At 61.0% G+C, this 25,494-nt stretch carries 24 protein-coding genes; 7 read left to right on the forward strand and 17 right to left on the reverse strand.

Annotated elements, in window-relative coordinates:
- Positions 1–13: 13 nt before the first annotated feature.
- Together HJC04_RS20340 and der are read left to right on the forward strand one after the other, a co-directional pair.
- A complete protein-coding gene (locus HJC04_RS20340) occupies positions 14–697 on the forward strand; it encodes a tetratricopeptide repeat protein (protein ID WP_210630386.1) in 684 nt (227 codons plus the stop codon).
- A 16-nt stretch (positions 698–713) separates the two neighbouring features.
- Complete coding sequence (gene der / locus HJC04_RS20345; protein ID WP_221123032.1) at positions 714–2,135, forward strand: ribosome biogenesis GTPase Der; 1,422 nt, start codon at positions 714–716, stop codon at positions 2,133–2,135.
- Positions 2,136–2,245: 110 nt separating this feature from the next.
- On the opposite strand, the gene HJC04_RS20350 is transcribed toward der, so the two are convergent.
- Positions 2,246–3,427, reverse strand: a complete 1,182-nt coding sequence (locus HJC04_RS20350; protein WP_221123030.1) for a glycosyltransferase family 1 protein — start codon at positions 3,425–3,427, stop codon at positions 2,246–2,248.
- A gap of 237 nt (positions 3,428–3,664) precedes the next feature.
- Positions 3,665–4,705 carry a glutamine synthetase beta-grasp domain-containing protein gene (locus tag HJC04_RS20355; RefSeq protein WP_064804195.1) on the reverse strand — a complete coding sequence of 347 codons (1,041 nt, stop codon included), beginning with the start codon at positions 4,703–4,705 and terminating at the stop codon, positions 3,665–3,667.
- Between the two features lie 430 nt (positions 4,706–5,135).
- Between HJC04_RS20355 and gstI the strand changes: the two genes are divergently transcribed.
- Positions 5,136–5,327: a glutamine synthetase translation inhibitor GstI gene (gstI, locus tag HJC04_RS20360; protein ID WP_064804193.1), complete on the forward strand. Its 192-nt coding sequence runs from the start codon at positions 5,136–5,138 to the stop codon at positions 5,325–5,327.
- Positions 5,328–5,411: 84 nt separating this feature from the next.
- On the opposite strand, the gene HJC04_RS20365 is transcribed toward gstI, so the two are convergent.
- The 7 genes from HJC04_RS20365 to HJC04_RS20395 form a co-directional block, all read right to left on the reverse strand.
- Positions 5,412–6,335 carry a sugar kinase gene (locus HJC04_RS20365; protein ID WP_210630393.1) on the reverse strand — a complete coding sequence of 308 codons (924 nt, stop codon included), beginning with the start codon at positions 6,333–6,335 and terminating at the stop codon, positions 5,412–5,414.
- 184 nt (positions 6,336–6,519) lie between these two features.
- Positions 6,520–6,861 carry a hypothetical protein gene (locus HJC04_RS20370; RefSeq protein ID WP_210630395.1) on the reverse strand — a complete coding sequence of 114 codons (342 nt, stop codon included), beginning with the start codon at positions 6,859–6,861 and terminating at the stop codon, positions 6,520–6,522.
- Between the two features lie 175 nt (positions 6,862–7,036).
- Positions 7,037–8,023: an ABC transporter ATP-binding protein gene (locus HJC04_RS20375; RefSeq protein ID WP_210630396.1), complete on the reverse strand. Its 987-nt coding sequence runs from the start codon at positions 8,021–8,023 to the stop codon at positions 7,037–7,039.
- Positions 8,016–9,017, reverse strand: a complete 1,002-nt coding sequence (locus HJC04_RS20380; protein WP_221146941.1) for an ABC transporter ATP-binding protein — start codon at positions 9,015–9,017, stop codon at positions 8,016–8,018. Before HJC04_RS20380 ends, HJC04_RS20375 begins: the two co-directional genes overlap by 8 nt.
- Position 9,018: 1 nt before the next feature.
- Entirely contained in the window at positions 9,019–9,936 is a 918-nt protein-coding gene (locus HJC04_RS20385; protein WP_221146942.1) for an ABC transporter permease, read from the reverse strand.
- Entirely contained in the window at positions 9,933–10,856 is a 924-nt protein-coding gene (locus HJC04_RS20390; protein WP_210630401.1) for an ABC transporter permease subunit, read from the reverse strand. The genes HJC04_RS20385 and HJC04_RS20390 overlap by 4 nt, the downstream gene beginning before the upstream one ends.
- Before the next feature lie 48 nt (positions 10,857–10,904).
- Positions 10,905–12,485: a peptide ABC transporter substrate-binding protein gene (locus HJC04_RS20395; RefSeq protein WP_221102657.1), complete on the reverse strand. Its 1,581-nt coding sequence runs from the start codon at positions 12,483–12,485 to the stop codon at positions 10,905–10,907.
- Positions 12,486–12,771: 286 nt separating this feature from the next.
- Between HJC04_RS20395 and HJC04_RS20400 the strand changes: the two genes are divergently transcribed.
- Positions 12,772–14,493, forward strand: coding sequence for an alpha-glucosidase family protein (locus tag HJC04_RS20400; RefSeq protein WP_221146943.1), 1,722 nt, complete (start codon positions 12,772–12,774; stop codon positions 14,491–14,493).
- A gap of 21 nt (positions 14,494–14,514) precedes the next feature.
- Here HJC04_RS20400 and ade read toward each other — a convergent pair whose 3' ends face one another.
- Both ade and HJC04_RS20410 read right to left on the reverse strand, forming a co-directional pair.
- A complete protein-coding gene (gene ade, locus HJC04_RS20405) occupies positions 14,515–16,212 on the reverse strand; it encodes an adenine deaminase (RefSeq protein ID WP_221146944.1) in 1,698 nt (565 codons plus the stop codon).
- A gap of 116 nt (positions 16,213–16,328) precedes the next feature.
- Positions 16,329–17,432, reverse strand: a complete 1,104-nt coding sequence (locus tag HJC04_RS20410) for a branched-chain amino acid ABC transporter substrate-binding protein (RefSeq protein WP_221146945.1) — start codon at positions 17,430–17,432, stop codon at positions 16,329–16,331.
- Positions 17,433–17,583: 151 nt separating this feature from the next.
- Between HJC04_RS20410 and HJC04_RS20415 the strand changes: the two genes are divergently transcribed.
- Entirely contained in the window at positions 17,584–17,874 is a 291-nt protein-coding gene (locus HJC04_RS20415) for a hypothetical protein (RefSeq protein ID WP_221146946.1), read from the forward strand.
- 24 nt (positions 17,875–17,898) lie between these two features.
- A complete protein-coding gene (locus HJC04_RS20420; RefSeq protein ID WP_210630411.1) occupies positions 17,899–18,813 on the forward strand; it encodes an HD-GYP domain-containing protein in 915 nt (304 codons plus the stop codon).
- Between the two features lie 78 nt (positions 18,814–18,891).
- Here HJC04_RS20420 and HJC04_RS20425 read toward each other — a convergent pair whose 3' ends face one another.
- From HJC04_RS20425 to HJC04_RS20450, 6 genes are all read right to left on the reverse strand, one after another.
- Entirely contained in the window at positions 18,892–20,217 is a 1,326-nt protein-coding gene (locus HJC04_RS20425; RefSeq protein WP_221146947.1) for an aspartate aminotransferase family protein, read from the reverse strand.
- A gap of 241 nt (positions 20,218–20,458) precedes the next feature.
- Entirely contained in the window at positions 20,459–20,776 is a 318-nt protein-coding gene (locus HJC04_RS20430; RefSeq protein ID WP_064684394.1) for a helix-turn-helix transcriptional regulator, read from the reverse strand.
- A gap of 108 nt (positions 20,777–20,884) precedes the next feature.
- Positions 20,885–21,634, reverse strand: a complete 750-nt coding sequence (locus HJC04_RS20435; protein WP_221146948.1) for a HugZ family protein — start codon at positions 21,632–21,634, stop codon at positions 20,885–20,887.
- 31 nt (positions 21,635–21,665) lie between these two features.
- On the reverse strand, positions 21,666–22,718 hold the full coding sequence (choV, locus tag HJC04_RS20440) for a choline ABC transporter ATP-binding protein (RefSeq protein WP_210630416.1): 1,053 nt from the start codon (positions 22,716–22,718) through the stop codon (positions 21,666–21,668).
- A complete protein-coding gene (gene choW, locus HJC04_RS20445; protein ID WP_210630418.1) occupies positions 22,715–23,560 on the reverse strand; it encodes a choline ABC transporter permease subunit in 846 nt (281 codons plus the stop codon). Before choW ends, choV begins: the two co-directional genes overlap by 4 nt.
- A 72-nt stretch (positions 23,561–23,632) precedes the next feature.
- The gene (locus tag HJC04_RS20450) at positions 23,633–24,589 is read right to left on the reverse strand and encodes a choline ABC transporter substrate-binding protein (protein ID WP_221146949.1); all 957 of its coding nucleotides are present in this window, start codon (positions 24,587–24,589) and stop codon (positions 23,633–23,635) included.
- Between the two features lie 237 nt (positions 24,590–24,826).
- On the opposite strand from HJC04_RS20450, the gene HJC04_RS20455 reads away from it, so the two are divergent.
- On the forward strand, positions 24,827–25,426 hold the full coding sequence (locus HJC04_RS20455; RefSeq protein WP_221146950.1) for a thymidine kinase: 600 nt from the start codon (positions 24,827–24,829) through the stop codon (positions 25,424–25,426).
- The last annotated feature ends 68 nt before the right edge of the window (positions 25,427–25,494 follow it).

The raw sequence follows: 25,494 nt of genomic DNA on the forward strand, positions 1-25,494 counted from the left end.
GCCGGAGACGAGAATGGCATTCAACGACGACAGCTTCATCCGTGAAGTCAACGAGGAATTGCGGTCCGACCAGATGAAGGGCGCCTGGCGCCGGTTCGGCCGCTATATCATTGTCGTCGCCATCCTGATCGTCGCCGGCACTGCCGGCAAGGTTCTCTATGAATATTGGGACGACAACCGCTCCTCCAGCGCCGGCGACCAGTTTCTGGCGGCGATGAAGCTTGCCGACGAAAACAAGAACGACGAGGCGCTGGCCGCGCTTGAAAAGCTGGAGAAGGAAGGCCATGGCGCCTATCCGGTGCTGGCGCGCATGCGGGCGGCGACCGTCAAGGCGCAGAAGGGCGACGCTGCGGCGGCGATCACCGCCTTCAACGAAATCGGCAAAGACAACAGCGTTCCGGCTGCCGTGCGCGATGCCGCCAAAATGCGCGCGGGCTGGCTGCTGATCGAGAACGGTTCTTATGAGCAGGTTTCGGCCGCGATCGAAGAAATGGCCGTGCCGAGCAGCGCCTTCCGCCATTCGGCGCGCGAAGCACTCGGTCTGGCCGCCTACAAGGCCGGCAACATGGCGCAGGCGCGGCAATGGTTCCAGTCGATTGTCGACGACACCGGCAGCCCGCGTCCTGTTGCCAATCGCGCTCAGATGATGCTTGATCTCATTACCGCATCCGGCAAGGCGCCCGCCGCGCAGGGCTGAGTTTTAAGGAAAAAGAATGAGTTTCACGGTCGCCATCGTCGGTCGTCCGAATGTGGGCAAGTCGACGCTTTTCAACCGCCTGGTGGGCAAGAAGCTTGCGCTCGTCGACGATACACCCGGCGTGACGCGCGACCGCCGGCCGGGTGACGCGCGGCTGATGGGTCTGACCTTTACGATTATCGACACGGCCGGTCTGGAAGAAGCCGACGAGGAAAGCCTGCAGGGCCGGATGCGCGCGCAGACGGAAGCGGCAATCGATGAGGCTGATCTTTCGCTTTTCGTCGTCGACGCCAAGAACGGGCTGACGCCAGTCGATACTGCCCTGGCCGAAATGCTGCGCCGGCGCGGCAAGCCGGTCGTGCTCGTCGCCAACAAATCCGAGGCGCGCGGCTCCGACAGCGGCTTCTACGACGCCTATACGCTCGGCCTCGGCGAGCCGACGCCGATTTCGGCCGAGCACGGGCAGGGAATGCTCGACCTGCGCGACGCGATCGTCGAGGCGATCGGCAAGGACCGTGCCTACGCCAAGGAGGATGTCGCCGTCACGGACGTTGATATCTCCCACTCGGCCGATGAAGGTGAGGACGAGGACGAAGAGCCCGCTTATGACGAGACCAAGCCGCTCCGGGTGGCGATTGTCGGCCGTCCGAATGCCGGCAAATCGACACTGATCAACCGTTTCCTCGGTGAGGACCGGCTGCTAACCGGGCCGGAGGCGGGCATTACCCGCGATTCCATCTCGGTCGAATGGGACTGGCGCGGCCGCACTATCAAGATGTTCGACACGGCCGGCATGCGCCGCAAGGCGCGGGTGACCGAGAAGCTGGAAAAACTTTCCGTGGCCGACGCGCTGCGCGCCATCCGTTTCGCCGAGACCGTCGTCATCGTCTTTGACGCGACGATCCCTTTCGAGAAGCAGGACCTGCAGATCGTCGACCTCGTGCTGCGTGAGGGCCGCGCGGCCGTACTTGCCTTCAACAAGTGGGATATGATCGAGGACCGGCAGGCGGTGCTGGCGGATCTGCGCGAAAAGACCGATCGGCTGCTGCCGCAGGCGCGCGGTATCCGCGCTGTGCCGATCTCCGGCCAGACCGGCTGGGGCCTCGACAAGTTGATGCAGTCGATTATCGATACCGACAGGGTCTGGAACAAGCGCATTTCGACGGCGCGGCTCAATCGCTGGCTGGAGACGCAGCAGATCCAACATCCGCCTCCGGCCGTTTCCGGCCGCCGCATCAAGCTGAAATACATGACACAGGTCAAGGCCCGTCCGCCGGCCTTCATGATTTCCTGCACCCGCTCCGACGCGCTGCCGGAATCCTATACGCGCTACCTGATCAACGGGCTGCGCGCCGATTTCGATATGCCGAGCGTACCGATCCGCATCCATTTCCGCTCGCCTGATAATCCGTACGAGCCGAAGAAGAGGCGGACGTAGGGTTTAAGGGTGGTTGGGCTCTTACGCGGCATTGTTGCGCCGCGCGCCCGTTCTTCTGCTCGTCTAGCGGCGACGACACGCTTCGCAGCGCCCTGCACAGAAAGAACTGATCAGTCTGCGGATGAGAGAGGCCCGGCGGTTTCGCCGGGCTTTCTGCTTCTTGGAAGCGACTTGGCAAATTGCCAGGCCTTTTTCCATTTGGGCGTGATGACCCCATTGGCCGCGCGAATATTGTTGATGAATTGCTGCGTTGCCGCTTCCCAGGAATATTGCATGGCAAGCTCACGCGCCTTGGTGCGCGAGGCGGAGAGAGCGGCCAGGCACGCGGCCTGCAGGTCGGCGTCCAATGATCCGACCTCGCTGTCCTCGCCGATGATATCGAGCGGGCCGGTGACGGGGTAGGCGGCGACCGGCACGCCCGATGCCAGGGCTTCGAGAATGGTATTGCCAAAGGTATCGGTGAGCGAGGGGAAAACGAAGACATCGGCCTGCGCGTAGATTTTCGCCAGATCCTCGCCGAATTTCACTCCGGTGAAATGGACGTTCGGATAGCGCTGCTCCAGCTCGGCGCGCGCCGGACCATCGCCGACGACGACTTTGGAGCCTGGCAGGTCGAGGTCGAGAAATGCCGGCAGGTTCTTTTCCAGCGCCACGCGGCCGACGGTCATGAAAATCGGGCGAGGGAGGCCAAGGGGCTCCGGCTCAAGCGGCATCGGATGGAATTGCGTGGCGTCGATGCCGCGGGTCCAGGGCATCAGGTTCTTGATGCCTCTCGCGGCCAGTTCGCGCGCAAGGCTTGGCGTCGCGACCATGCAGCCGGCGCCGCCATTGTGGAACCAACGCACGAAGGCATAGAGCCAGCTCTCCGGGATCGGCAGGCGGGCAGACACATATTCTGGAAAGCGTGTGTGATAGCTGGTGGAGAAAGGCATGCGCTTGCGCAGGCACCAGCGGCGGGCGGTCAATCCCAGCGGACCTTCGGTGGCAATATGCACATAGGTCGGATTGTGCTTTTCGATCTCTCGCGCGACACGTCGGTAATTGGCAATCGACAGCCGGATTTCCGGATAGGTCGGGCAGGGGATGCTATGGAAACGCTCCGGCGTCACCATCGCAACCTCGACACCCATTTTCGCCAGTTCGCGATTGGTGTTCTCGATCGAGCGAACGACTCCGTTGACCTGCGGATGCCAGGCGTCGGTAACGATTACCAGCCTTTCCGGCAGGTTTCCGGCGGCTGCGGCATGGGCCCAGCTCTCGCCGCTATAAGTGTTTGCCGGACGTTGCAGCATGTCGCGATTTCCATCCGCGTTGCAGTGATCTGTCAACGCTCAACCCCAAAGCGGGGTTCCGGAACGGCGATTCCCGCTTGCCTATTTTGAGGCATGACCATGATGGAAATATTACAGCCGCTTGCCAGTATTTCAGGCGTTTAGCGGCTCGATCGGCGCGAATATGTCAGCGGCCGACGATGTTTTTCAGGCAGAAAGAATGACGGCGCCGGTCGGAGACCGGCGCCGCTTGGGAGGTTAGGCGGCAGCGGAAGCCGAACCGGCGAGCGGAACTTCCGAGATCGTCTTCAGAACCTGCGAAGCGATCTGGTAGGGGCAGCCCTGCGAGTTCGGGCGGCGATCTTCCAGATAGCCCTTGTAATCGTTCTTGACGAAGGAGTGCGGCACGCGGATAGAAGCGCCACGGTCGGCAACGCCGTAGGAGAACTTGTTCCACGGAGCCGTCTCGTGCTTGCCGGTCAGGCGCTTGTCGTTATCGGGACCATAGACGTTGATGTGATCCATCAGGTTCTTTTCGAACTGCGCCATTAGCGCTTCGAAATAGGCCTTGCCGCCGACTTCGCGCATGTACTTGGTCGAGAAGTTGCAATGCATGCCCGAACCGTTCCAGTCGGTGTCGCCGAGCGGCTTGCAGTGATATTCGATGTCGATGCCGTATTTTTCGGTCAGGCGCTGCAGGAGGTAACGTGCCATCCAGATCTGGTCGGCGGCCTTCTTGGAGCCCTTGCCGAAAATCTGGAATTCCCACTGGCCCTTGGCCACTTCGGCGTTGATGCCTTCGTGATTGATGCCGGCAGCGAGGCAGAGATCGAGATGCTCTTCGACGATTTCGCGGGCGACGTCGCCGACATTCGAATAGCCGACGCCGGTGTAGTAGGGGCCCTGCGGAGCCGGATAACCCTGCTCGGGGAAGCCGAGCGGGCGGCCGTTCTGGTAGAAGAAATATTCCTGCTCAAAGCCGAACCAGGCATCTTCGTCGTCGAGGATGGTGGCGCGGGCGTTGCTCGGGTGCGGCGTGACGCCATCGGGCATCATGACTTCGCACATGACGAGCACGCCGTTGGTGCGGGCCGGGTCAGGATAGATGGCGACGGGCTTCAGCACGCAATCGGAGCTGCGGCCTTCGGCTTGCATCGTCGACGAGCCATCGAAGCCCCAGAGCGGAAGCTGTTCCAGCGTCGGGAATGCGTCGAATTCCTTGATCTGCGTCTTGCCACGCAGGTTTGGTACCGGGGTGTACCCATCGAGCCAAATATACTCGAGCTTATATTTTGTCATCGTGACTCTCTCAATGCGACGAAGGTGAGCAAACCCGGATGATCTGGGCGCGCAAACGCATCCGACCGCCAGGGGATGCACCTAGTGAAGCACGTAGCGTGCCAGTTTGATCGCCGGCGAAAGAAAAATCTTCAATGAGCCGCTCGATCCGCGCTTTTTCTTTCTCGAAAAGAAGCCCGTTTGAACGGTCGAAGGCTGATTCCTCAGGAGGATAAAGAGGTTTTCTGCCTTGGAACCGGATGAAAATTTGGGCGTTTTGCTTGAAATGGTGAAGTGTTGAACAAATAGGCGGAAGCTTCGGGCGCAGACAGCATATGGATCAATCATAGTTACTTCATGCATATATTTTGTGCAATTTGCATAATCTATGTGCATCATGCTATGGTCGCAGTCCTGATATCGATGCGCCGAACGGAATGGAGGCGATCTCATGCCCACCGGTTTCCATCGCGAATCCGCGACGATCTACCAGTTTCCCGTCAAGCCGACCCGGGCCGCAAACCGGTTCGAACGCGCAAGGCTGATGGAGCGCGAGGCGGCTGATGTCTGCGACGCCGCACTCGACAGCTGCTGGTATCATGACGAGGCGGTTCGCGAGACAGATCGGCCGACGAAGTCCTGATTTTTACACCCTTAACCGGGAAGAATGCTGAGAAGGCGGGGAGCGCCCGCGCATGGCATATCTGCGCGGCGGTCACGCGCGGGCTCAGCCACCACTCAACCCGAGTTTTTCTCTTGCAACCAAGGCCCCATGCTCGCTGACGACGCGAGCCGCCACGCCTGCGGCGAAGCGGGCGGCTGCCGGCGCGTCCTGACTCTCAAGATAGCGTGCGAGGAAGGCACCATTGAAACTGTCGCCAGCACTGGTGGTGTCGACGACGTTTTCGACCTTTTCGGCCGGAACGAAGGTCTCCTCACCGGCGAAACTCAAGGTGACGCCGTCGGCGCCGTTCTTGACGACGACATTGATGGCGCCGAGTGCGAGATAGCGCTGGATCGTTGCTTCGATGGAATCGTCGCCGAAATGGGCGGCCTCGTCGTCGAAGCTCGGCATGACGAGCACGGAAGAGCGGGCGCCCTCGCTGATCGTCGCGTGCATGACATCGTAGCTCGACCACAGACGGGGACGGATGTTCGGGTCGAACACCACGAGCTTGCCGGCTGCCTTGGCGCGGCGGACCTCCGCGAGCAGCGTCGCGGCATCCTCCTGCGGCAGGATGGCAAGGGTGATGCCGGAGAAATAGACGAGATCGGCGCTCTCCACCGCCTCGCGCAAATGATCTGGATCGGCAGCCAGGCTGCGGGCGGCCGAACTGTCGCGCCAATAGCTGAAGGAGCGTTCGCCGTTCTTCAGGTTGATCATGTAGAGGCCCGGCGTCCTGCCCTTGATGCGGCGGATGAGGTTCGTGCCGATACCCGCTCCGGCGATAAAGGCAGCCATCTCGTCCGACATGGCGTCGTCACCGAGCGCCGTGAAATAATCGACCGACCAATCGGGACCGAGGCAAGCGCGAGCATACCAGGCGGTGTTGAAGGTATCGCCGGCAAAGCCCTTGCGCAGCAGACCGTCGCCGGCCTGCGAGAGCTCCACCATGCATTCACCGATCGACAGAAACCGTCTTCCGTTCACCTTGCCCTCCCGGCATCGGAGCGCCGCTGATGCAACAGCCGCTCTATCGCTTTGAATAAACGCTTCATGCGCTGATACGCGGAGCCGGGCGGAGTGACAAGGGTCGATATTGCGAGCGCCATTGCGACCAGGAACGGAAAGCCGCCTTCGCAGGCTAAGCGAAGGCGGCGCCGGCGAAGGGTGTCTATTCGTGAATGGTGTAACTGCCGAGCGCGCAAAGGTCCTGCGTGTCTTCGGTGGTGTCGAGGTTCGAGTCTTCGTCGAATTCGAAGCGCATGTCGTATTTGCAGACGGTGCGGCCGTCGGCGATGGTGATGTTCACAGTCTCGCCCGGATTGAGGACATCCTCGCCAAAGACGTCTTCTTCCCAGTTGTTGACGCCGGTCGGCGAGCTGTAGAAGCGCGTCAGGACGGAATTGGTCCCGTTGGTGAGCTGGAATTTCAGATCTTCGGCATACGACGATACGGCGGAGGTGGCGATGATCGCGGCTGCAAGCGCGATCAATCCGGATAGTTTCGATTTCATATATGCGTTCCCCAGGCCCATGATCAGGCGGAGGCAGGGATAGCATATCCGCATCTAATTCTTTGTTATCGGAGACTATGGATTCCGAAGTAAGTGTGTTTTGGCCGTTTCGCGGCGAAGGGGACGTGAGAAGTCTTTGGAAAAGGCGGGCCGCTTCATAGGGCCCGCGTTCCATTCACGGCCTGTCCATATGATAGCAGGCCGCCTTCTGGCCGGGACGAACCTCCTCGGTCGGCGGCATTTCGGTGCGGCAGATGTCGGTTGCCTTCCAGCAGCGGGGAGAGAAGACGCAGCCTTTCGGCGGGTTGAGCGGCGAGGGCGGATCGCCCTGGAGGCGGATGCGGGTGCGCAGGCGCGCGAGCTTCGGATCCGGGATCGGCGCGGCGGAAAAGAGCGCCTGTGTATAGGGATGGGCCGGATGATCGAAGACGGTGGCGCAGTCGCCTGATTCCACTACCCGACCGAGGTAGAGCACCAGCACATCGTCGGAGATCAGGCGCACGACCGAGAGGTCGTGGCTGATGAAGATCAGCGTCAGCCCGAATTCCTTGCGCAACTTGCGCAGAAGCGTGATGACCTGGCCCTGGATCGAAACGTCGAGAGCCGAAACGGGCTCGTCGCAGACGATGAGCTTCGGTTTGGTGATGATCGCACGCGCAATGCCGATGCGTTGCGCCTGGCCGCCGGAGAATTCGTGCGGATAGCGGTTGATCATCTCCGGCACCAGGCCGACGGCGCCCATGATGTCGCGCACCCGCTGGGTACGCTCGGACTTCGAAAGTTTCGGTTCGAAGACAGTGAGCGGCTCGGCGATGATGTCTCCAACCGTCATGCGCGGGTCGAGCGAGGCGATCGGATCCTGGAAGATGATCTGCATGTCGCGGCGCGCGGCGCGCATTTCCTCCTCCGACAGGTCGAGAAGATTGCGGCCTTGCCAGAGAATGCGGCCCCTCTGCGATTTCAAAAGCCGCAGGATGGAGCGGCCGAGTGTGGATTTGCCACAGCCGGATTCGCCGACGACGCCGAGCGTGCGGCCTTCGGCGAGGTCGAAGCTGACATTATTGACGGCGGTAAGGAAGACCGGCGGCTTGAAGAGGCCTTTCGCCGGCAGTTCGAACTGGGTGGTGAGGTTTTCGACTCTCAGCAGCGATCGCTCAGCCATGGTTCAGCAACTCCTCACGACGCGGGAACGGGTGGTAGCAGGCCGCACAGTGGCGCGGCGCCAGGGTTTCGAGCGGCGGCGGGCGGTCGATGCAATCGTCCTGAACCTGCGAACAGCGTGGCGAGAAATTGCAGCCCTTTGGCAGGTGCTGCAGGTTCGGCGGGCGCCCCGGAATGACGACGAGGTGGTCGACATCCTGGTCCGGCCGCGGGATCGAGGCGTGCAGGGCCGCCGTATAGGGATGGGCGGGACTATCGAAGAGTTCGTCGACAGGCGCCTCCTCGACAATGCGGCCGGCATACATGACGGCGACGCGGTCGGCGAGGCCGGCGACGACGCCGAGATCGTGGGTGATCATGATGAGCGCTGTGTTCATCTCCGCCGTCAGATCGTTGAAGAGATCGAGGATCTGCGCCTGGATCGTAACGTCGAGCGCCGTCGTCGGCTCGTCGGCAATCAGGAGCTTCGGCTTGGTGAGCAGCGCCATGGCGATGACGATGCGCTGACGCATGCCGCCTGACAGTTCGTGCGGATAAAGGTGGAAGCGCCGCGTTGGGTCGGGGATGCCGACGCGTTTCAGCATGTCGAGGGCAGCGTCCGATGCGGCGCGCGCCGTCAGGCCGCGGTGAACCTCGAGCTGTTCCGTCAGCTGCCGGGAAATCTTCAGCGACGGGTTCAGCGCCGTCATCGGGTCCTGAAAGACCATGGCCATGTCCTTGCCGCGGATCTGGTCGAGCTCGCGCGGTCTCAGCGACAGCACGTCCTTGCCTTCGAGCAGCGCCTGTCCTGTCGTCTTGCCGTTCTTGGCGATGAGGCCCATGATGCCGAGGAAGGTCTGGCTCTTGCCGGAGCCGGACTCGCCGACGATGGCGATGCGCTCGCCGCGCCGCACGGTGAGGTTCATGTTGGAGACCGCCTTCACCTCGCCGTCGGGCGTCGCGAAGGTGATCGAGTAGTCCTTGAGTTCGAGCAGGATGTCTTTTTCTTGGAGCATTCTATCGATCCTTCGGGTCGAACGCGTCGCGCAGGCCGTCGCCGATGAAAAGCAGGCTGAGCAGCAGCATCACGAGGAAACTTGCCGGGAAAATCAGCAGCCAGGGCATGCTTTCCATGGCGTCGGTTCCCTCGGCAATAAGCGTGCCGAGTGAAGTCAGCGGTTCCTGCACGCCGAAGCCGAGATAGGAAAGGAAGCTTTCCGTGGCGATGATTTCAGGCACCGTCAGCGCCGCGAAGATGACCACCGGCCCGACGAGGTTCGGGATGATGTGCTTGACGATGATCTTGAACGGCCGCTGCCCGGAGGCCCGCGCCGCCTCAATGAACTCGCGATGCTTGATCGACAGCGTCTGGCCGCGCACGATACGGGCCATAGTCAGCCATTCCAGCGCGCCGATCGCGGCAAAGAGCAGGTAGACGTTGCGGCCGAAGATCACCATCAGCAGGATGACGAAGAGGATGTAGGGAAGCGCGTACATGATGTCGACGAAGCGCATCATGATCGCATCCAGCCTGCCGCCGATATAACCTGAGATCGCGCCATAAAGCACGCCGATGACGACCGAGACGACGGTCGCCGTCAGCGCGACGGCAAGCGAGACGCGGGTGCCGTAGAGCACACGGGCGAGAAGGTCGCGGCCGTTCGGGTCGGTGCCGAAATAATGGCCCGTCTCGATCGAGGGCGGGATGCGGAAGGCCGCCCAATCCGGATCCTCGTAGTTGAAGGGAATGAACCAGGGGCCGAGGAAGGCGGCGAGGATCAGGAGCCCCAGGACGGCGATCGACAGCACGGCGGCCTTGTTGCGCGCTAGGCGACGCAACGCATCCTTGGTCAGCGAACGGCCTTCGGGTGCGAGACCCTCCGCTTGCAGAAGCTTCTGGGCGAGCAGCTCGCGCTTTGCGGGATTGAGGATCATCGGTTTCTCACTTTCGGATCGAGCCACGCATAGGCGATATCGACGAGAAGGTTCAGGAACACGATCAGCACCATGTAGAAGATGACCGTACCGAGAACCATTCCATAGTCGCGGTTCAACGCCGCATTGACGAAGTAGCGGCCGATGCCGGGCAATCCGAAGATGCTCTCGACAACCAGCGAGCCGGTGAGAAGGTAGCTTGCCGCCGGTCCGAGATAGGAGACGACAGGCATCAATGCAGGCTTCAGCGCGTGGCGCATCACCGTCAGCCGCGGGCCGATGCCCTTGGCCTTGGCGGTGCGGATGAAGTTCTGGTTCATCACCTCGATCATCGAGCCGCGGGTGATGCGCGAGATGCGCCCGGCATGCGGCAGGGCCAGAACGATGATCGGCAACACGAGGAATTTGAGCGAGCCGTCACCCCAGCCGCCGACCGGAAACCAGGCGAGGTGGATGCCGAAGATCAATTGAAGGATCGGCGCGATGAGGAAGTTCGGCAGCACGACGCCGATCAAGATGAGGCTGCCGAGAATGTAGTCCGGCGTCTTGTTCTGGTAGAGCGCCCCGAGACAGCCGACGGTCACGCCGACGAGGATGGCGAGCAGGAAAGCGGCCGTGCCGATCGTGAAAGTATAGGGCAGACCGATCATGATCTGCTGAGCGACGCTGAAATCCTCACTGGAGAAGGAGGGCCCGAGATCGCCCTTGAGCAGATCTCCGACGTAGAGCAGGTATTGCTGGATCAGCGGCTTGTCGAGATTGTAGTGGGCCGCGAGGTTCTTGAGGATGACCGGCGGCAATGGCCTTTCGCCATCGAAAGGGCCGCCGGGGGCAAGGCGCAGGACGAAAAACGAGGCTGTCACGGCGATCCACATGACGGGGATCGTCGACAGCAGGCGACGGAGAGCGTATTTGATCATGGTCGTGGGCCGGTCCTTCCCGCGCGGGGCGGGAAGGACCGTTTTCCCTTACTCTTTCATCGACAGCCAGCGCGTGCGGTGGATGTCCTGGATGTTGTCGACGAAGCCTTCGACCTTCGGTGAGACGACGTTCTTCGAGACATAATAATAGATCGGCAGGGCGGCGGATTCATCAAGCGCCAGCTGCTCGGCCTTCTTGAAGATTTCGGCGCGCTTCTTCAGATCGGTTTCCGCGTTGCCGTCCTTGATCAGCTTGTCGTAATCGGGATTGGACCAGCGGCCGTAATTCATCTGGACGCCTGTTACCAGCAGGTTCAGGAAGTTGTCCGGATCATTATAATCGGCAAGCCAGCCGGCACGGCCGATTTCGACCTGGCCACGCTGCATCTGGTCGTAATGCACCTTGGTTTCGGCATTGACGAGTTCGACGTCGACGCCAAGCGGCTTCCACATGGATGCGATCGCAACGGCGATGCGCTTGTGGTTGTCGTTGGTGTTGTAGCTGAGAACGGCGTGAAGCGGCTTGTCCGGGCCGAAGCCGGCCTCAGTGAGCAGCTTCTTGGCTTCGGCGACCTTGTCCTTATACGGCAGGTCCTTCCAGCTGACATAGGCCGGCTCGCCGTAATTGGCGGTGCCCGGCGGAACCCAGGAATAGGCTGGCAGCTCGCCGGTGCCGAGGATCTGCGGGCCGATGACTTCACGGTTGATCGCCATCGACAGTGCCTGGCGGACGCGCTTGTCGCTGAAGGGCGGCTTCTGCGAGTTGACGACATAATAATAGAGGCCGGAGAAGGGAGCGACATGCGCCTGGCCCGGCAGGTTCTTCTTCATCCACTCGTACTGGTCGGTCGGGAAGTCGGTGAGGATGTCGAATTCGCCGGCACGGTAACGTTTCAGTGCGGCTTCCTGATCCTCGAGCACGAAGAACTTGGCGCCGTCGATCTTCAGGTCCTTGGCCCCGTACCACTGGTCGTTCTTGACTGTTGTGACGTGCGAGCCGGGAACCCATTCGACTGGCTTATAGGGGCCGTTGGTGACGATGTTGCCGATCTTGACCCAATCCTGGCCCTTCGCCTCGACGACATGCTTCGGCAGCGGATAGGCGGTGTAGTGCATCAGCGCATTGAGGAAATAGGGGGTCGGATTTTCGAGGGTGATCTCAAGCGTCTTGTCGTCGATCGCCTTGACGCCAAGCTGGCTGAGATCGGTGATCTCGCCCTTGTTGATCTTTTCGGCGTTCTTGATGGTGAACTGCAGATAGGCATAATCGGCGGCGTTCTTCGGGTCGACGAGGCGCTGGAAGGCGAAGACGAAGTCTCCTGCCGTTACCGGCTGGCCATCGGACCACTTGATGCCGTCGCGAAGCTTGAACGTGTAGACCTTGCCATCAGGCGAGATGGTCCAGCTTTCGGCCTGGCCGGGGACTGGATTGTCCTTGGCATCCTCGGTGACGAGGCCTTCGAAAATGTCGCCGGCGATGCGGTTCTCCCAGTCGCCGGAAAGTTTCTGCGGATCGAGCGACTGCGGATCGCCGCCATTGTGGATGTTGAGCGTCGCCGCGTGCGCCGAAAACGCCAGCAATGTGCCAAGCATCGCGGAGGCGAGAAATTTTTTCGTGAACTGGTTCATCGTGGGTCCACCTTTCTAGGCTTTGCGCCTTTATTAGACATCTGTTCCCGATTTTCGACCTCTTACGTGCAGGTCAGTGCGCACCTTATCGCAAAGGCTTTGCGTTGCAACCCCAAATCCGGGGGCTGGATTGAGGTTGTGGACAAGCCCATATGCGTCTCCCTCTTGTTGGATCGCGACGAAACGTCGCGGCGGTCGCGGTTCCGTTCATAACGGCTTCACGTGGTTGTCTTTTGTTTCGTCCGCTTTAGTGTGTCGAGCGCAAACGAGGCAGGAGATGTAGCCGATGGCATTGCAGGCAGGCGGGAATGCGGGCTGGTGGCGCGGAGCGGTGATCTATCAGGTCTACCCGCGCTCGTTTCAGGACACGAACAGCGATGGGCTCGGCGATCTCAAAGGCATCACCCGCCGGCTGCCGCATATCGCCAGCCTCGGCGTCGATGCGATCTGGCTTTCACCCTTCTTCAAGTCTCCCATGGCCGACATGGGTTACGACGTGTCCGATTATTGCGACGTCGACCCGATCTTCGGCACGCTCGCCGATTTCGACGAGATGATGGCCGAGGCGCACAGGCTCGGCATCAAAGTCATCATCGACCAGGTGATCTCGCACACCTCCGACCGACATCCCTGGTTTGTCGAGAGCCGGGCGAGCCGGAGCAATGCGAAGGCGGACTGGTATGTCTGGGCCGACCCGAAGCCGGACGGGACGGCGCCGAACAACTGGCTGTCGATCTTCGGCGGGCCGGGCTGGGAATGGGACGGCGTGCGCCGGCAATATTACCAGCACAATTTCCTGACGTCGCAGCCCGACCTCAATTTCCACAACGCAGAAGTGCAGGAGGCGGTGCTGGAGACGGTGAAGTTCTGGCTCGATCGCGGCGTCGACGGCTTCCGGCTGGACACGGTCAACTATTATTTCTGCGACAAGCAACTCAGAAGCAATCCGCCGCACGAGCCCGATACCAATGATGGGGGCCTCGATGCGCCCGACACCAATCCCTATGGCATGCAGAACCACCTCTACGACAAGACGCAGCCGGAAAACATTGGCTTCCTCAAGCGCTTCCGCGCACTGCTCGACCGCTATGAGGATCGCACGACCGTCGGCGAAGTCGGCGACGGTGCACGCTCGCTGAAGACGGTGGCCGCCTATACGAGCGGCGATGATAAGCTGCACATGTGCTACACGTTCGATCTGCTGGGACCGGATTTCACCGCCGCACATATCCGCGGCTGCGTCGAAGCCTTCCAGAAGGTGGTGACCGACGGCTGGGTCTGCTGGGCATTCTCCAATCACGACGTCATGCGCCATGTCAGCCGGTTCGCGCTGACCGAAGAGGAGCGGCCCGTCATCGCCAAGCTCGCGATCTCCGTGCTTGCGGCGCTGCGCGGTTCGATCTGCCTTTACCAGGGCGAGGAGCTCGGACTGCCGGAAGCGGAGCTTGCCTTCGAGGATCTGCGCGATCCCTACGGCATCCGCTTCTGGCCGGCCTTCAAGGGCCGCGACGGATGCCGCACGCCGATGCCTTGGGAAGCCAGCAAGGCGCATGCAGGCTTCACCTCGGCTGAAAAGAGCTGGCTGCCGGTGCCTTACGAGCAGGCTGCGCTTTCCGTGGATACGCAGGAGGACAGCAACAGCTCGGTGCTGCACCACTACCGCAGGACGCTCGCCTTCCGGAGGAGCCAGCCGGCGCTTGTTGACGGCGAGATGACCTTCATCGGCACCAACCAGGACCTGCTCGCCTTCACCCGCGAAAAGGGTGAAGAGAAACTGCTGTTCGTTTTCAACCTGACGCGCAAACCGGCGGAATTCCGCCTGCCTGACGGCATGGTGTTCGGAGAGCCGTTGACCATGCCGGGGTACGAGGCTGTGGACGGAGCCGGAACGGTCACGCTTGGGGCGCTGGACGGGTTCTGTGCGCGGGTTGGTGGCCTCTCGAAGCTGCTCGGGACGGTGCCCGTTGCGAAACCTGTTGAGAGTGAATTGCCGGAAGCCTGGCAGTAAGCACTCCAACCCTGGCGCTACTCACCCGATCAGCGCGAATTTGTCCACATCGACCATGCCGCGGTCGGAAATCTTCAGATGCGGGATGACGGGCAGCGGCAGGAAGGCCAACTGGAGGAATGGCTCTTCCAGCGTGGCGCCGAGTGCCAAGGCGGCCTTGCGCAGATGGTGCAGCGTGTCGCGCACCTTCTCGTAGGGTTCCAGACTCATCAGGCCGGCGACGGGCAGGGCGATTTCGCCGGTTATCTTGCCGTCCTCGATCACGACGAAACCACCCTTGATCTCGCCGAGGCGGTTTGCGGCGCGGGCCATGTCGTCCTCATTGACCCCGACGACGCAGATATTGTGGCTGTCATGGCCGACGGTGGAGGCGATCGCACCCTTCTTCAGGCCGAAGCCTTGGACGAAGCCGTTGGCATGGTTGCCGTTCTTGCCGTGGCGCTCGATGACGGCGACCTTGATGATGTCGTTGGTTAGATCGACCGTCGTCTCGTTGCCCTTGGCCGGCAGGCGGTAGCGGCGATGCTCGGTGATGATCTTGCCCGGCATGACGCCTATGACCGATGTTTCGCCCTCGGCGACCGGCACACCGAAATGGGCGGCATTGACCGGCCGGGCCTTGACGCTGTCGAGGCCGATCGGGGCGACCGGTCTGCGCGTGGCAAAAAGCGCGTCGGTGACGCGGCGGCCGGCGGAAAAAACCATCTCTGCACGGCAGCTTTCCAGGCTGTCGAGAACCACGAGATCGGCGCGCCAGCCGGGCGCCACCAGGCCGCGGTCTCTAAGGCCGAAGGCGCGAGCGGCCGAGATCGAGGCGGCGCGGTAGATCGCCAAGGGCTCGACGCCGTTGGCGATCGCCGTGCGGATCATATGATCGAGATGGCCCTGTTCGGCAATATCGAGTGGATTGCGGTCGTCGGTGCAGAGCGCGAGGTAGGGGGAAAGCCGCTCGGTGATGATCGGGATCAGCGCGGCGAGGTCCTTGGACACCGAGCCCTCGCGCACCAGGATATGCATGCCCTTGCGGATCTTCTCCAGCGCCTCGGTGGCGCTCGTGCACTCATGCTCGGTGCGGATGCCGGCCGAGAGATAACCGTTGAGATCCTTGCCGGACAGAAGCGGCGCATGACCGTCGATATGACCGCCCTGGAAGGCGTCAAGCTTGGCCATGCAGATGGGATCTTTGTGGATCACGCCGGGGAAATTCATGAACTCGGCAAGGCCGATCACCTTGGGATGGTCGCGGAAGGGCAGCAGGCTTTCGATCGGCAAGTCAGCGCCCGCAGTTTCGAGATGCGTTGCCGGCACGCACGAGGAGAGCTGGACGCGGATGTCCATGATCGTCTCCAGCGACGATTCGAGGAAGAATTCGATGCCCTCGGTGCCGAGCACATTGGCAATCTCGTGCGGATCGCAGATAGCGGTCGTGACGCCATAGGGCAGGACGCAGCGGTCGAATTCATGCGGCGTGACCAGCGAGGATTCGATGTGCAGATGCGTGTCGATGAAGCCGGGAACGACGGTTCTGCCCGAGATGTCGATCTCGGTCTCGCCCGCATAGTCGCCCGCGGTGCCGACGATGCGGTCGGCGCCGATGGCGATGTCGGAGCGGACGATTTCGCCGGTGACGAGATCGAAGAAGCTGCCGCCCTTCAGCACGATGTCGGCGGGGATACGGCCCACACCCTGGTCGATGAGACGTTCGAGTCTGTTGGTCATGGCACCGCTCACATTGCAACCGATTCCGGAACTTATAACCGATCTGCAGCGACATGCGATGCCCACAAGCGAAACCGGGCGCTTATAGCGCCCGGTCGCAATCTCTATATCCTGATTTATTCCGCAGCGACGATCTTCCCGCCTTCCCACTTGTAAAGCGAGAAGCTTTGCGAGGTCAGGTCGCCGGTCTCGCCGTAGGTGAGCTTGCCGATGGCGGTCGGAACCTCCATCCCATCCTTCAGAGCAGCCGCGACGGCTTCCGCATCCTCGGCGCTGCCGGCCTTTTCGATGCCGGCTTTCAGAACTTCGACGGCGGCATAGGCGTTGAGGGTGAAGGCCTCGGCCGGAATGTTCTTGGCGGCGAGCGCATCGGCAGCCGTCTTGGAGTCCGGGCTCTTGGTGGCGTCGGAAGCATTGGTGAACAGCGTGCCTCCCGCCGCATCGGTGCCGATCGCCCAGAATTCGGTGTTCGAGAGGCCGTCGCCACCGATGATCATCGCGTTGGCGGAGAGGTCATGCAGCTGGCGGGCGAGCAGGCCGCCCTCCGGGTGGTAGCCGCCGAAATAGACGATGTCGACCTTCTCGGACTTGATACGGGTGGTGAGGGCGCTGAAATCCTTGTCGCCAGGGGTGATCGCGTCATTGGCGACTTCGGTGATGCCGCCGGCGTTCAGCGTTGCCTTGAAGGCGTCGGCAAGACCTTTGCCGTAGGCGCCCTTGTCGTTGACGATGGCGATGCGTTTGTCCTTGAAATTCTTCAGCACGTATTTGGCGGCGACTTCGGCCTGTTGATCGTCGCGGCCGCAGGTGCGCAGCACATTGGTGAGGCCGCGCTTGGTGAGGTCCGGGGCTGTTGCGGTCGGGGTGACCATCAGCACGCCGTTTTCAGCCAGAACGTCCGACACCGGGATCGCAACGCCCGATGTCACCGGGCCGACGACGAAGCGGATGCCGTCGCCAACAACCTTGTTGGCGGCGGAAACGCCCTGCTTCGGTTCGCCGGCATCGTCGGCCAGTTCCAGCACGACCTTCTCGCCGAGAATGCCGCCCTTCTTGTTGATCTCGTCGACGGCAGTCTGAGCGCCGTTCTTCACCTGATCGCCATAGGCGGCGACGGGACCGGTCAGCGGCGCGATCAGGCCGATGGTGATGTCGGCATGAGCAAGGGGCGCAAAGGCGAGTGACGCGACGAGGGTCGCCGTCAATGTCTTGAGGGTCATTGTCTGTCTCCTTGGATGGGGTCGTCGACCCGCGATGATGTGCCGCGCCGGCTTTCCCGATCATTCAACAGACTCCAGAGGCTGCGCCAAGGACGATCGGTAACGGTGCGATCAGCGAACCCGCCGGCCATGTTTGACTCGGGGAGGGCTCATGGCAAGATTTCTAGAAATTTTGATGGGATTGCGCAAGTTCATAACAAAATGGAAGGAAAATTCGGCGGATCCGGCTGAAAATTCAGTTGGAACGGATCATTTTCTCCGTTTTGTCGCGATTTTCAAAGGCGAGGCGGCGAATGGTCACGACCTGCTTCCGGACAAAATCACATCCATAAGGTTGTCTTTAATTTCCCTATTAACCGTTAGTTTGGCCAATGGCAGTAGTATCCATGGGACCCCGAATACCGCCGCATTGAAAAAGAGAAGAATACAAAGAATTAGATAGACCTATCGGGAAACAGAGATCTGCATGCTCAAGCGTATCGACGCCGGTCAGGTGTGTATCGGAATGTTTGTGGAGGTTATCGAGGGCCTGTGGCAGGATCCGTTTTTGTCCAAGCGCAGATTTTCCCTGCGGCGTGAGATTGATGCTGCAAAAATTCGTAAATGCGGCACTGCCGGCGTCGTCATCAATACCAGCAAGGGGCTCGATACCAACGGCCTGCCGGGCCGCGACGTCGAGATCGACATTCAGGCCGCGCGCGAGACCGTCCAGAAATCCGTGCAGTTGCTGGAAGAGGCTTTCGCAAAGCTGCGGAACGGCGATGGAGTCAGCATAGATCACGTGGCGCCGGTGATTTCGTCCGTCTCCAAGTCGATGGATGAGAACCCCGCGGTGTTCCTGAGCGTCACGCGCCTGAAATCAAAGGACGAGGTAACCTTCCTGCATTCCATTTCGGTGAGCGCGCTGATGATCCTTTTCAGCCGTCATCTCGCACTCGACGAGCATACGATTCAGATGCTCGGCACCGCGGGTTTGCTGCACGATGTCGGCAAGCTTGAAATTCCGCTTGAGGTGCTGAACAAGACGGGGCCCCTGGAAAAGGATGAAATCGGCTTGCTTCGGGGCCATCCGGAGAAGGGGCACGCGATCCTGTCGCGGCAGGAGGGCATGTCGGACATCGTTCTCGACGTTTGCCTCAATCATCACGAACGCATCGACGGCAAAGGCTATCCGCGCAGCTTGCCCGCCAGCGAGGTGAGCCTGCACGCGCGGATGGCCACGATCTGCGATGTGTATGACGCCATTACCTCTGTGCGGCCATATAAGGCGCCGTGGAGTGCCAGCCAGGCACTGAAATGGATGTTCGGCGCCGAGGGGCATTTCGATCGCCAGCTCCTGAAAAAGTTCGCCCTCTGCCTTTCCGTCGCCTCTGTGAACTGAGGTTTAAATTTTCAGACGGAAAGACCCGCGAGAACATTGTCTATCGCGGGTCTTCTGATGAGAGCCTCGTGAGCGTCTTCAGATGTTGTTCTGAAGAATGGTCCGCAGCTTGCCGAAGAGTTCGTCGATATGCTGCTTCTCGATGATCAGCGGCGGGGAGAGTGCGATGATGTCGCCGGTGGTGCGGATCAGAAGCCCGCTCTCATAGGCCTTCAGGAAGGCGGTGAAGGCGCGTTTCGTCGGCTCGCCGGCGATCGGGTCGAGTTCAATTGCGCCGATTAGGCCGGTGTTCCTGATGTCGATGACGTTAGGGCAATCCCTGAGTGAATGCAGCGCGTCGGCCCAGTAGTTGGAAAGTTCGCCGGCGCGGGTGAGCAGACCTTCTTCCTTATAGGTGTCGAGCGTGGCAAGGGCTGCGGCGGAAGCGATCGGGTTACCGGAATAGGTATAGCCGTGGAAGAACTCGATCATGTGCTCCGGGCCGTTCATGAAGGCATCATGGATCTCGGAGGTGACGAAGACAGCGCCCATCGGAATGACGCCGTTGGTCAGTCCCTTGGCGGTAGTGATCATGTCGGGCTTGACGTCGTAATATTGCGCGGCGAAGGGGGCACCGAGACGGCCGAAGCCGGTGATGACTTCGTCGAAGATCAGAAGGATGCCATGTTTGGTGCAGATTTCGCGCAGCTTCTGCAGGTAGCCTTTCGGCGGAATCAGGACACCGGTGGAGCCCGCCACCGGCTCGATGATGACGGCGGCGATGGTGGAGGCGTCATGCAGCGTGACGATGCGCTCGAGTTCGGTAGCGATGTCACCGCCATGCTCAGGTTCGCCGCGGGTGAAGTTGTTCTTGCCGGGCTGGTGGGTGTGCGGCATGTGGTCGACACCGGTCAGGAGCGTGCCGAACATCTTGCGGTTGGCGACGATGCCGCCGACGGAGATGCCGCCGAAATTGACGCCGTGATAGCCGCGCTCCCGGCCGATCAGGCGGAAACGCGAACCGTTACCCTTCACGCGGTGATAGGCAAGCGCCACCTTGAGCGCGGTCTCGACGGATTCGGAACCGGAATTCGTGTAGAGGACGTGGTTCATGCCCTCCGGAGCGATATCGACCAGCCGGTTCGCCAGTTCGAACGCCTTGGGATGGCCGAGCTGGAAAGCCGGCGCGTAATCGAGTTCGCCCGCCTGCTCGCGGATCGCTTCGGTGATTTTCGGGCGGCAGTGGCCGGCGTTGACGCACCAGAGACCAGCCGTGCCGTCCAACACCTGACGACCGTCATGGGTGGTATAATACATGTCCTTGGCGCCGACGAATAACCGCGGCTCCTTCTTGAACTGGCGATTTGCCGTAAACGGCATCCAGAAGGCACGAAGATCGTTCGGTGCATTGAGGCGGTTGGACATGCTGTTCTCCTGACCGTTGGCGGCCCGTTCCCAGGGGCTTGTCGCCCGAATTTTTACTGCCCGGTCAAATTATCAGGGCTTCCCAACGCGTCAACGAGAAAAGTCCCGACACAAAAGCGCGACCGGCAAATTGCGAGAGTTGCCGGTCGTTTTGAGTTCAGCTGCTTGAATACGTTGCCGAGATTTGCGGGGAGCATTTCCTACGGCGCGGCACCGGCCGACGTTCATGTCAGCGCTATCATCAGGCTGCGGATCTGCTTCTGCTCGGAACGAGGTAGATGTCTTCGAGCGTCGCCAGGATCTTCATGACCGGCTCGGATGTACTCGAATAGTAGATGGTTTGAGCGTCGCGGCGGGTCTTGACCAGCTTCTGCGCGCGCAGTTTCGAAAGGTGCTGTGAAAGCGCCGACTGGCTAAGGCCGACTTGTGTGGCAAGCACTCCGACGGCGACCTCGCCTTTTACCAGGCTGCACAGGATCAGCAATCTTTTGGGATTGGCCATGGCTGACAATAGTGCTGCCGCCACATTCGTGTGGTCAGCCAAATCGGGGGTTTCCATATTGTTATCTTCCTAATGCGAAACGTACATCATCTATCTGGTAAGGGCTGTCTGCCGGAGCCCGCGGCAAAATTAGCAACTGGGCTCGAAGATTGTATATACCTAAATTTAAGGTATCGAGTATGCTATTTTAGATATGTTTGAACAAATGTGATCGGAATCCACAGCGAGCGTTTCGAATTCGCATCGCACCAAAAAGTCGCTGGAAATGATCTCAAAACCCGCCGGATCGATACCGCAGATGCGCCAAGAAGCCGATTTCGGGGCTTTTAAGCGCATGGCAAGGGTTTGCGCCACATCGGAATGGCGCTCTACTAAATCTCGCACTATTTCGGCCGCTTTGGCGGCAACCTCTTCGTTTGCCGGTGATTGGATGATGAGATCCCCGCCGTCGAGATGGTAGGCGCGGCCGAAGCCGGCGTTGAGGCTCGCCTGCTCCGGTTTGAGACGGAAGAAGAGGAAATCGGGGAAATCGATATAGAGATTTGCCTTGGGATGGCGATCGAGGAAACGCGTGCGAATGCGCTCGTGGAGCCGATGACCATGCTCAATCGGCTCCGCCGTGCATTGGGTCGTCAGCCGGCCATGGGCAAGCGGATCGCCCTTGCCGGGCTCGCCGGTCAGCAGCGAGGCGCGCGGGTCTCTTGCGAGCGCCTTTGTGTGAGCCGAAAGTTTCGAAACCAGGATGACGGGGGCGCCGTCGATATCGGTGGCGAGGAGCACTCGGCTGGCAAAGGGAAAACCAGTATCGGGATCGAGAACGGCAATCGCCGCGTACCGTGCGGAGCGCAACAGCACGCGGGCGAGCCTGCGGGCCTCGTCGTCGGTTTCGCGTAAGGGCGAGGGCTGATCTTTCATACCCGCTTTGTGGCAAAGCGGATCGAAAACATCAAGCGTCCTCCTTGCGGCGATGACGCGTGAGGCCGGCGACGACATCCTGGGCGGTGATCGTGCCGATGACCGTACCGTTTTCCACGATGCCGATGCTGCCCGGCTGGCGGGCGAGTACGTCGAGGACATCGACGAGCGGAGTTGCGGCACGGGCCGTGGCGCTGACGCTCATGCCGGCCGCCGTCTGGCCGAGACCGGGCTGCATGACGTCGGCGGCGGTCAGCATGTTGATCGGGTTGAGGTTCTGCACGAAGTCGGCGACATACTGGTCCGCGGGGTTCTTGACGATGTCGTGCGGCGTTCCGCACTGAATGATCCGGCCGCCCTCCATGATGGCGATGCGATTGCCGATGCGGAAAGCCTCGTCGAGATCGTGGCTGACGAAGAGAATGGTCTTCTTCAGCCGCCGCTGGAACTCCAGGAGTTCGTCCTGCAGGCGGGTGCGGATCAGCGGGTCGAGCGCCGAGAAAGGCTCGTCCATGAGCAGGATCGGGGCGCCGGTGGCAAAGGCGCGGGCAAGGCCGACACGCTGCTGCATGCCGCCGGACAATTCGTTGACCTTGCGGTTCGCCCATTTCGTCAGGTTGACGAGTTCGAGCTGCTCGCCGACGCGGGCCTTGCGTTCGGCCTCCGGCATGCCGGCGAGTTCGAGACCGAAGCCGACATTTTCCGCGACGGTGCGCCAGGGCAGCAGGGCGAACTGCTGGAACACCATGGAGACGGTGTGGGTGCGCAGTTCGCGCAGCGCCTTGGCATTGCATTTGTAAGGATTGACGAGGCCGGTGGTCGTGGAGACCGCGACGTCGCCGCGCACCACGGGAGCGAGCCCGTTGACGGCGCGCAGCAAGGTCGACTTGCCCGAACCGGAAAGGCCCATCAGCACGAGGATCTCGCCTTCCTCGATCGTCAGCGACGCATCGGCGACGCCGAGCACCAGGCCAGTCGCGGCGCCGATCTCGTCACGCGTTTTGCCCTGGTCGGCCATGGCAAGAGCGGCTTCCGGCCGATCGCCGAAGATAATGCTGACATCCTTGAAGCTTACCGCGGTCATGCGCCGTCTCCTTCACCCGCCGTGCGGAACATGCGGTCGAGAATGATCGCCAGGATGACGATACAGAGACCGGCTTCGAAGCCTTTTGCGACATTGACGGTGTTCAGCGCACGCACGACCGGCACGCCGAGACCATCAGCGCCAACGAGTGCGGCGATGACCACCATCGACAGCGACAACATGATAGTCTGTGTGAGACCCGCCATGATCTGCGGCGCCGCGAAGGGGAGCTCGACCTTGCGCAGCACCTGCATCGGCCGCGCGCCGAAGGCGACCGCGGCTTCGACAAGGGAGGGCGGCGTCGAGATAATGCCGAGACGTGTCAATCGAATGGGAGCGGGGATCGCGAAGATGACGGTCGCGATCAGGCCCGGAACCATTCCAAGGCCGAACAGGATCAGTGCCGGGATCAGGTAGACGAATGTCGGAATGGTCTGCATCAGATCAAGTACCGGGCGCATGGCGGCATAGACCCAGGCGCGGCGGGCGGCCGCGATACCGAGTGGAATGCCAATCACCATGCTGACGAAGGTGGAGGCGAGCACGAGGGCGAGCGTCTCCGTCGTCTCCTTCCAGTATCCTTGGTTCATGATGAGCAGCAGCCCAAGACAGGTGAAGAGCGTGATCGCGATCGACCGCCGCAGCCAGAAGGCGAGGGCGGAAATAATCGCGATGACGATCAGCGGATGCGGCTTTTGCAGCACGAAGAGCAGGCCGTCGATGACGTGCGACAGCAGAAAGGCAAGCTGGTTGAAGAACCATTCGCCATTCGAGGTCAGCCAGTCCACGAAGGATTTGGCCAATGGGCCGATGGGAATCTTAGAGTCGGTGATCCAATTCAAGAGCGCGCCTATCCAGAAAAATAACAATCGGACAAAAATGAAGCGGGGCGGCGAACCGCCCCGTTCATGTGATCAAAGGCCGAGGCTGGTCTTGGCGGCCGCCAGAGCGTCGCCCTTGCCGTCGCGGGTCTTGACGCCGGCGAGCCAGGGCTCGAGCGCCGACGGGTTGGCCTTCAGCCATTCGGTAGCCGCGGCTTCCGGCTCCTTGCCGTCGTCGAGGATCTTACCCATGATCTGGTTCTCCATGTCGAGGGAGAACGTCAGGTTCTTCAGCATCGCGCCGACATTCGGGCATTCGCCGAGGTAGCCGGCGCGGACATTCGTGTAGACCTTGGCGCCGCCGAAGTCGGGACCGAAGACGTCGTCGCCGCCCGTGAGATAGGTCAGCTTGAAGTTGGTGTTCATCGGATGGGGTTCCCAACCGAGGAAGACGACGGGCTTGCCTGCCTTCTCGGCGCGAGCGACCTGGGCGAGCATTCCCTGTTCGGAGGATTCGACGACTTCCATATCCTTCATGCCGAACGTGTTCTTTTCGATCAGATCCATGACGAGGCGGTTGCCGTCATTGCCGGGTTCGATGCCGTAGATCTTGCCGTCGAGATCGTCCTTGTGGGCGGCGATATCCTTGAAGTCCTTAATGCCGAGCTCAGCACCCTTGGCGTTGGTGGCGAGCGTGTACTTGGCGCCAACGAGGTTGGGGCCAAAGGAATCAACCGACTTGTCATCGATATAGGGCCGGACGTCCTTTTCCTGCGTCGGCATCCAGTTGCCGAGGAAGATGTCGATGTCCTTGTTCTTCAGCGAGGTATAGGTGACCGGCACCGAGAGTACCTTGACGTCGGTCTGGTAGCCGATGCTCTTCAGGACGACGGAGGCGGTCGCCGTCGTGGCGGTAATGTCAGTCCAGCCGACATCGGAGAAGTGGACGGTGGAGCAGCTGTCGGGATCGGCGGCGAAAGCGGCGGTCGCAACGGAGAGGGCGGCGACGGCAGTTGCAGTGACGAGTTTGAATGCGCTTGTTGTTTTCATTTTAGACTCCCAGTCTTTAGGTCCCCAAGCCAATCACCAATAGCCCAGTTTGACAAGCGACCTCAGTGTGTTTGCGTCGTATCGACGGGTGCGATTGCGACGTTCGCAGATTTTTCGCAGTCGCGGGTTTTTTGCGCCTTTCGGCGGGTTTCGGGCGTCAATTCCTGTGATTATTGCCGTTGCGGGGCTTTTCTTTGCCGATCCGAGCTTTCAATAAACCGATCAGGGAGAAATCCGATGGCAAAGCTCTATTTCAACTACTCGACGATGAACGCCGGCAAGTCGACGATGCTGCTGCAAGCCTCCTATAATTATCGGGAGCGCGGCATGCGCACGTTGCAGCTGATCGCCGCCTTCGACGAGCGCGCCGGCCGCGGCGTCATCGGTTCGCGGATCGGGCTGGAGGCGAGCGCCATACCCTTCGAGCCGGACGAGGATCTGTTCCGGCTGGTCATGACGCAGAGTGAAGGGGCGCCGATCTCCTGCGTCTTCGTCGACGAGGCGCATTTCATGACGCCTCTCCATGTCTGGCAGCTTGCCCGCATCGTCGACCGACTCGGCATCCCCGTCATGGTCTACGGGCTGAGGACGGATTTTCAGGGCAAGCTGTTTCCGGCCTCCCAGGAGCTTTTGGCGATCGCCGACGAAATGCGCGAGGTGCGCACGATCTGCCACTGCGGGCGTAAGGCGACGATGGTGGTGCGGCTGGACGCGCAGGGGAAGGTGTTGCACGAAGGCGCGCAGATCGATGTCGGCGGCAATGAGAAATATGTCTCGCTCTGCCGCAGGCACTGGGACGACGAAATGAATGGGGTCTGGATCGCCGAGCCGGTGTGAGGCGGTGACAGAGCCGGTTTTCTTCGGCGTCTGGAGCGGCTAGCTTGGGCGGACGATTCTCCGGAGGG

The sequence above is a fragment of the Rhizobium sp. NLR8a genome (assembly GCF_019685235.1).
Lineage (GTDB): Bacteria > Pseudomonadota > Alphaproteobacteria > Rhizobiales > Rhizobiaceae > Rhizobium.

Coding starts and splice junctions, on each gene's coding strand:
- HJC04_RS20340 (WP_210630386.1), top strand. CDS start 14: ATGGCATTCAACGACGACAGCTTCATCCGTGAAGTCAACGAGGAATTG.
- der (WP_221123032.1), top strand. CDS start 714: ATGAGTTTCACGGTCGCCATCGTCGGTCGTCCGAATGTGGGCAAGTCG.
- HJC04_RS20350 (WP_221123030.1), bottom strand. CDS start 3,427: ATGCTGCAACGTCCGGCAAACACTTATAGCGGCGAGAGCTGGGCCCAT.
- HJC04_RS20355 (WP_064804195.1), bottom strand. CDS start 4,705: ATGACAAAATATAAGCTCGAGTATATTTGGCTCGATGGGTACACCCCG.
- gstI (WP_064804193.1), top strand. CDS start 5,136: ATGCCCACCGGTTTCCATCGCGAATCCGCGACGATCTACCAGTTTCCC.
- HJC04_RS20370 (WP_210630395.1), bottom strand. CDS start 6,861: ATGAAATCGAAACTATCCGGATTGATCGCGCTTGCAGCCGCGATCATC.
- HJC04_RS20375 (WP_210630396.1), bottom strand. CDS start 8,023: ATGGCTGAGCGATCGCTGCTGAGAGTCGAAAACCTCACCACCCAGTTC.
- HJC04_RS20380 (WP_221146941.1), bottom strand. CDS start 9,017: ATGCTCCAAGAAAAAGACATCCTGCTCGAACTCAAGGACTACTCGATC.
- HJC04_RS20385 (WP_221146942.1), bottom strand. CDS start 9,936: ATGATCCTCAATCCCGCAAAGCGCGAGCTGCTCGCCCAGAAGCTTCTG.
- HJC04_RS20390 (WP_210630401.1), bottom strand. CDS start 10,856: ATGATCAAATACGCTCTCCGTCGCCTGCTGTCGACGATCCCCGTCATG.
- HJC04_RS20395 (WP_221102657.1), bottom strand. CDS start 12,485: ATGAACCAGTTCACGAAAAAATTTCTCGCCTCCGCGATGCTTGGCACA.
- HJC04_RS20400 (WP_221146943.1), top strand. CDS start 12,772: ATGGCATTGCAGGCAGGCGGGAATGCGGGCTGGTGGCGCGGAGCGGTG.
- ade (WP_221146944.1), bottom strand. CDS start 16,212: ATGACCAACAGACTCGAACGTCTCATCGACCAGGGTGTGGGCCGTATC.
- HJC04_RS20410 (WP_221146945.1), bottom strand. CDS start 17,432: ATGACCCTCAAGACATTGACGGCGACCCTCGTCGCGTCACTCGCCTTT.
- HJC04_RS20415 (WP_221146946.1), top strand. CDS start 17,584: ATGGCAAGATTTCTAGAAATTTTGATGGGATTGCGCAAGTTCATAACA.
- HJC04_RS20420 (WP_210630411.1), top strand. CDS start 17,899: ATGCTCAAGCGTATCGACGCCGGTCAGGTGTGTATCGGAATGTTTGTG.
- HJC04_RS20425 (WP_221146947.1), bottom strand. CDS start 20,217: ATGTCCAACCGCCTCAATGCACCGAACGATCTTCGTGCCTTCTGGATG.
- HJC04_RS20430 (WP_064684394.1), bottom strand. CDS start 20,776: ATGGAAACCCCCGATTTGGCTGACCACACGAATGTGGCGGCAGCACTA.
- HJC04_RS20435 (WP_221146948.1), bottom strand. CDS start 21,634: ATGAAAGATCAGCCCTCGCCCTTACGCGAAACCGACGACGAGGCCCGC.
- choV (WP_210630416.1), bottom strand. CDS start 22,718: ATGACCGCGGTAAGCTTCAAGGATGTCAGCATTATCTTCGGCGATCGG.
- HJC04_RS20450 (WP_221146949.1), bottom strand. CDS start 24,589: ATGAAAACAACAAGCGCATTCAAACTCGTCACTGCAACTGCCGTCGCC.
- HJC04_RS20455 (WP_221146950.1), top strand. CDS start 24,827: ATGGCAAAGCTCTATTTCAACTACTCGACGATGAACGCCGGCAAGTCG.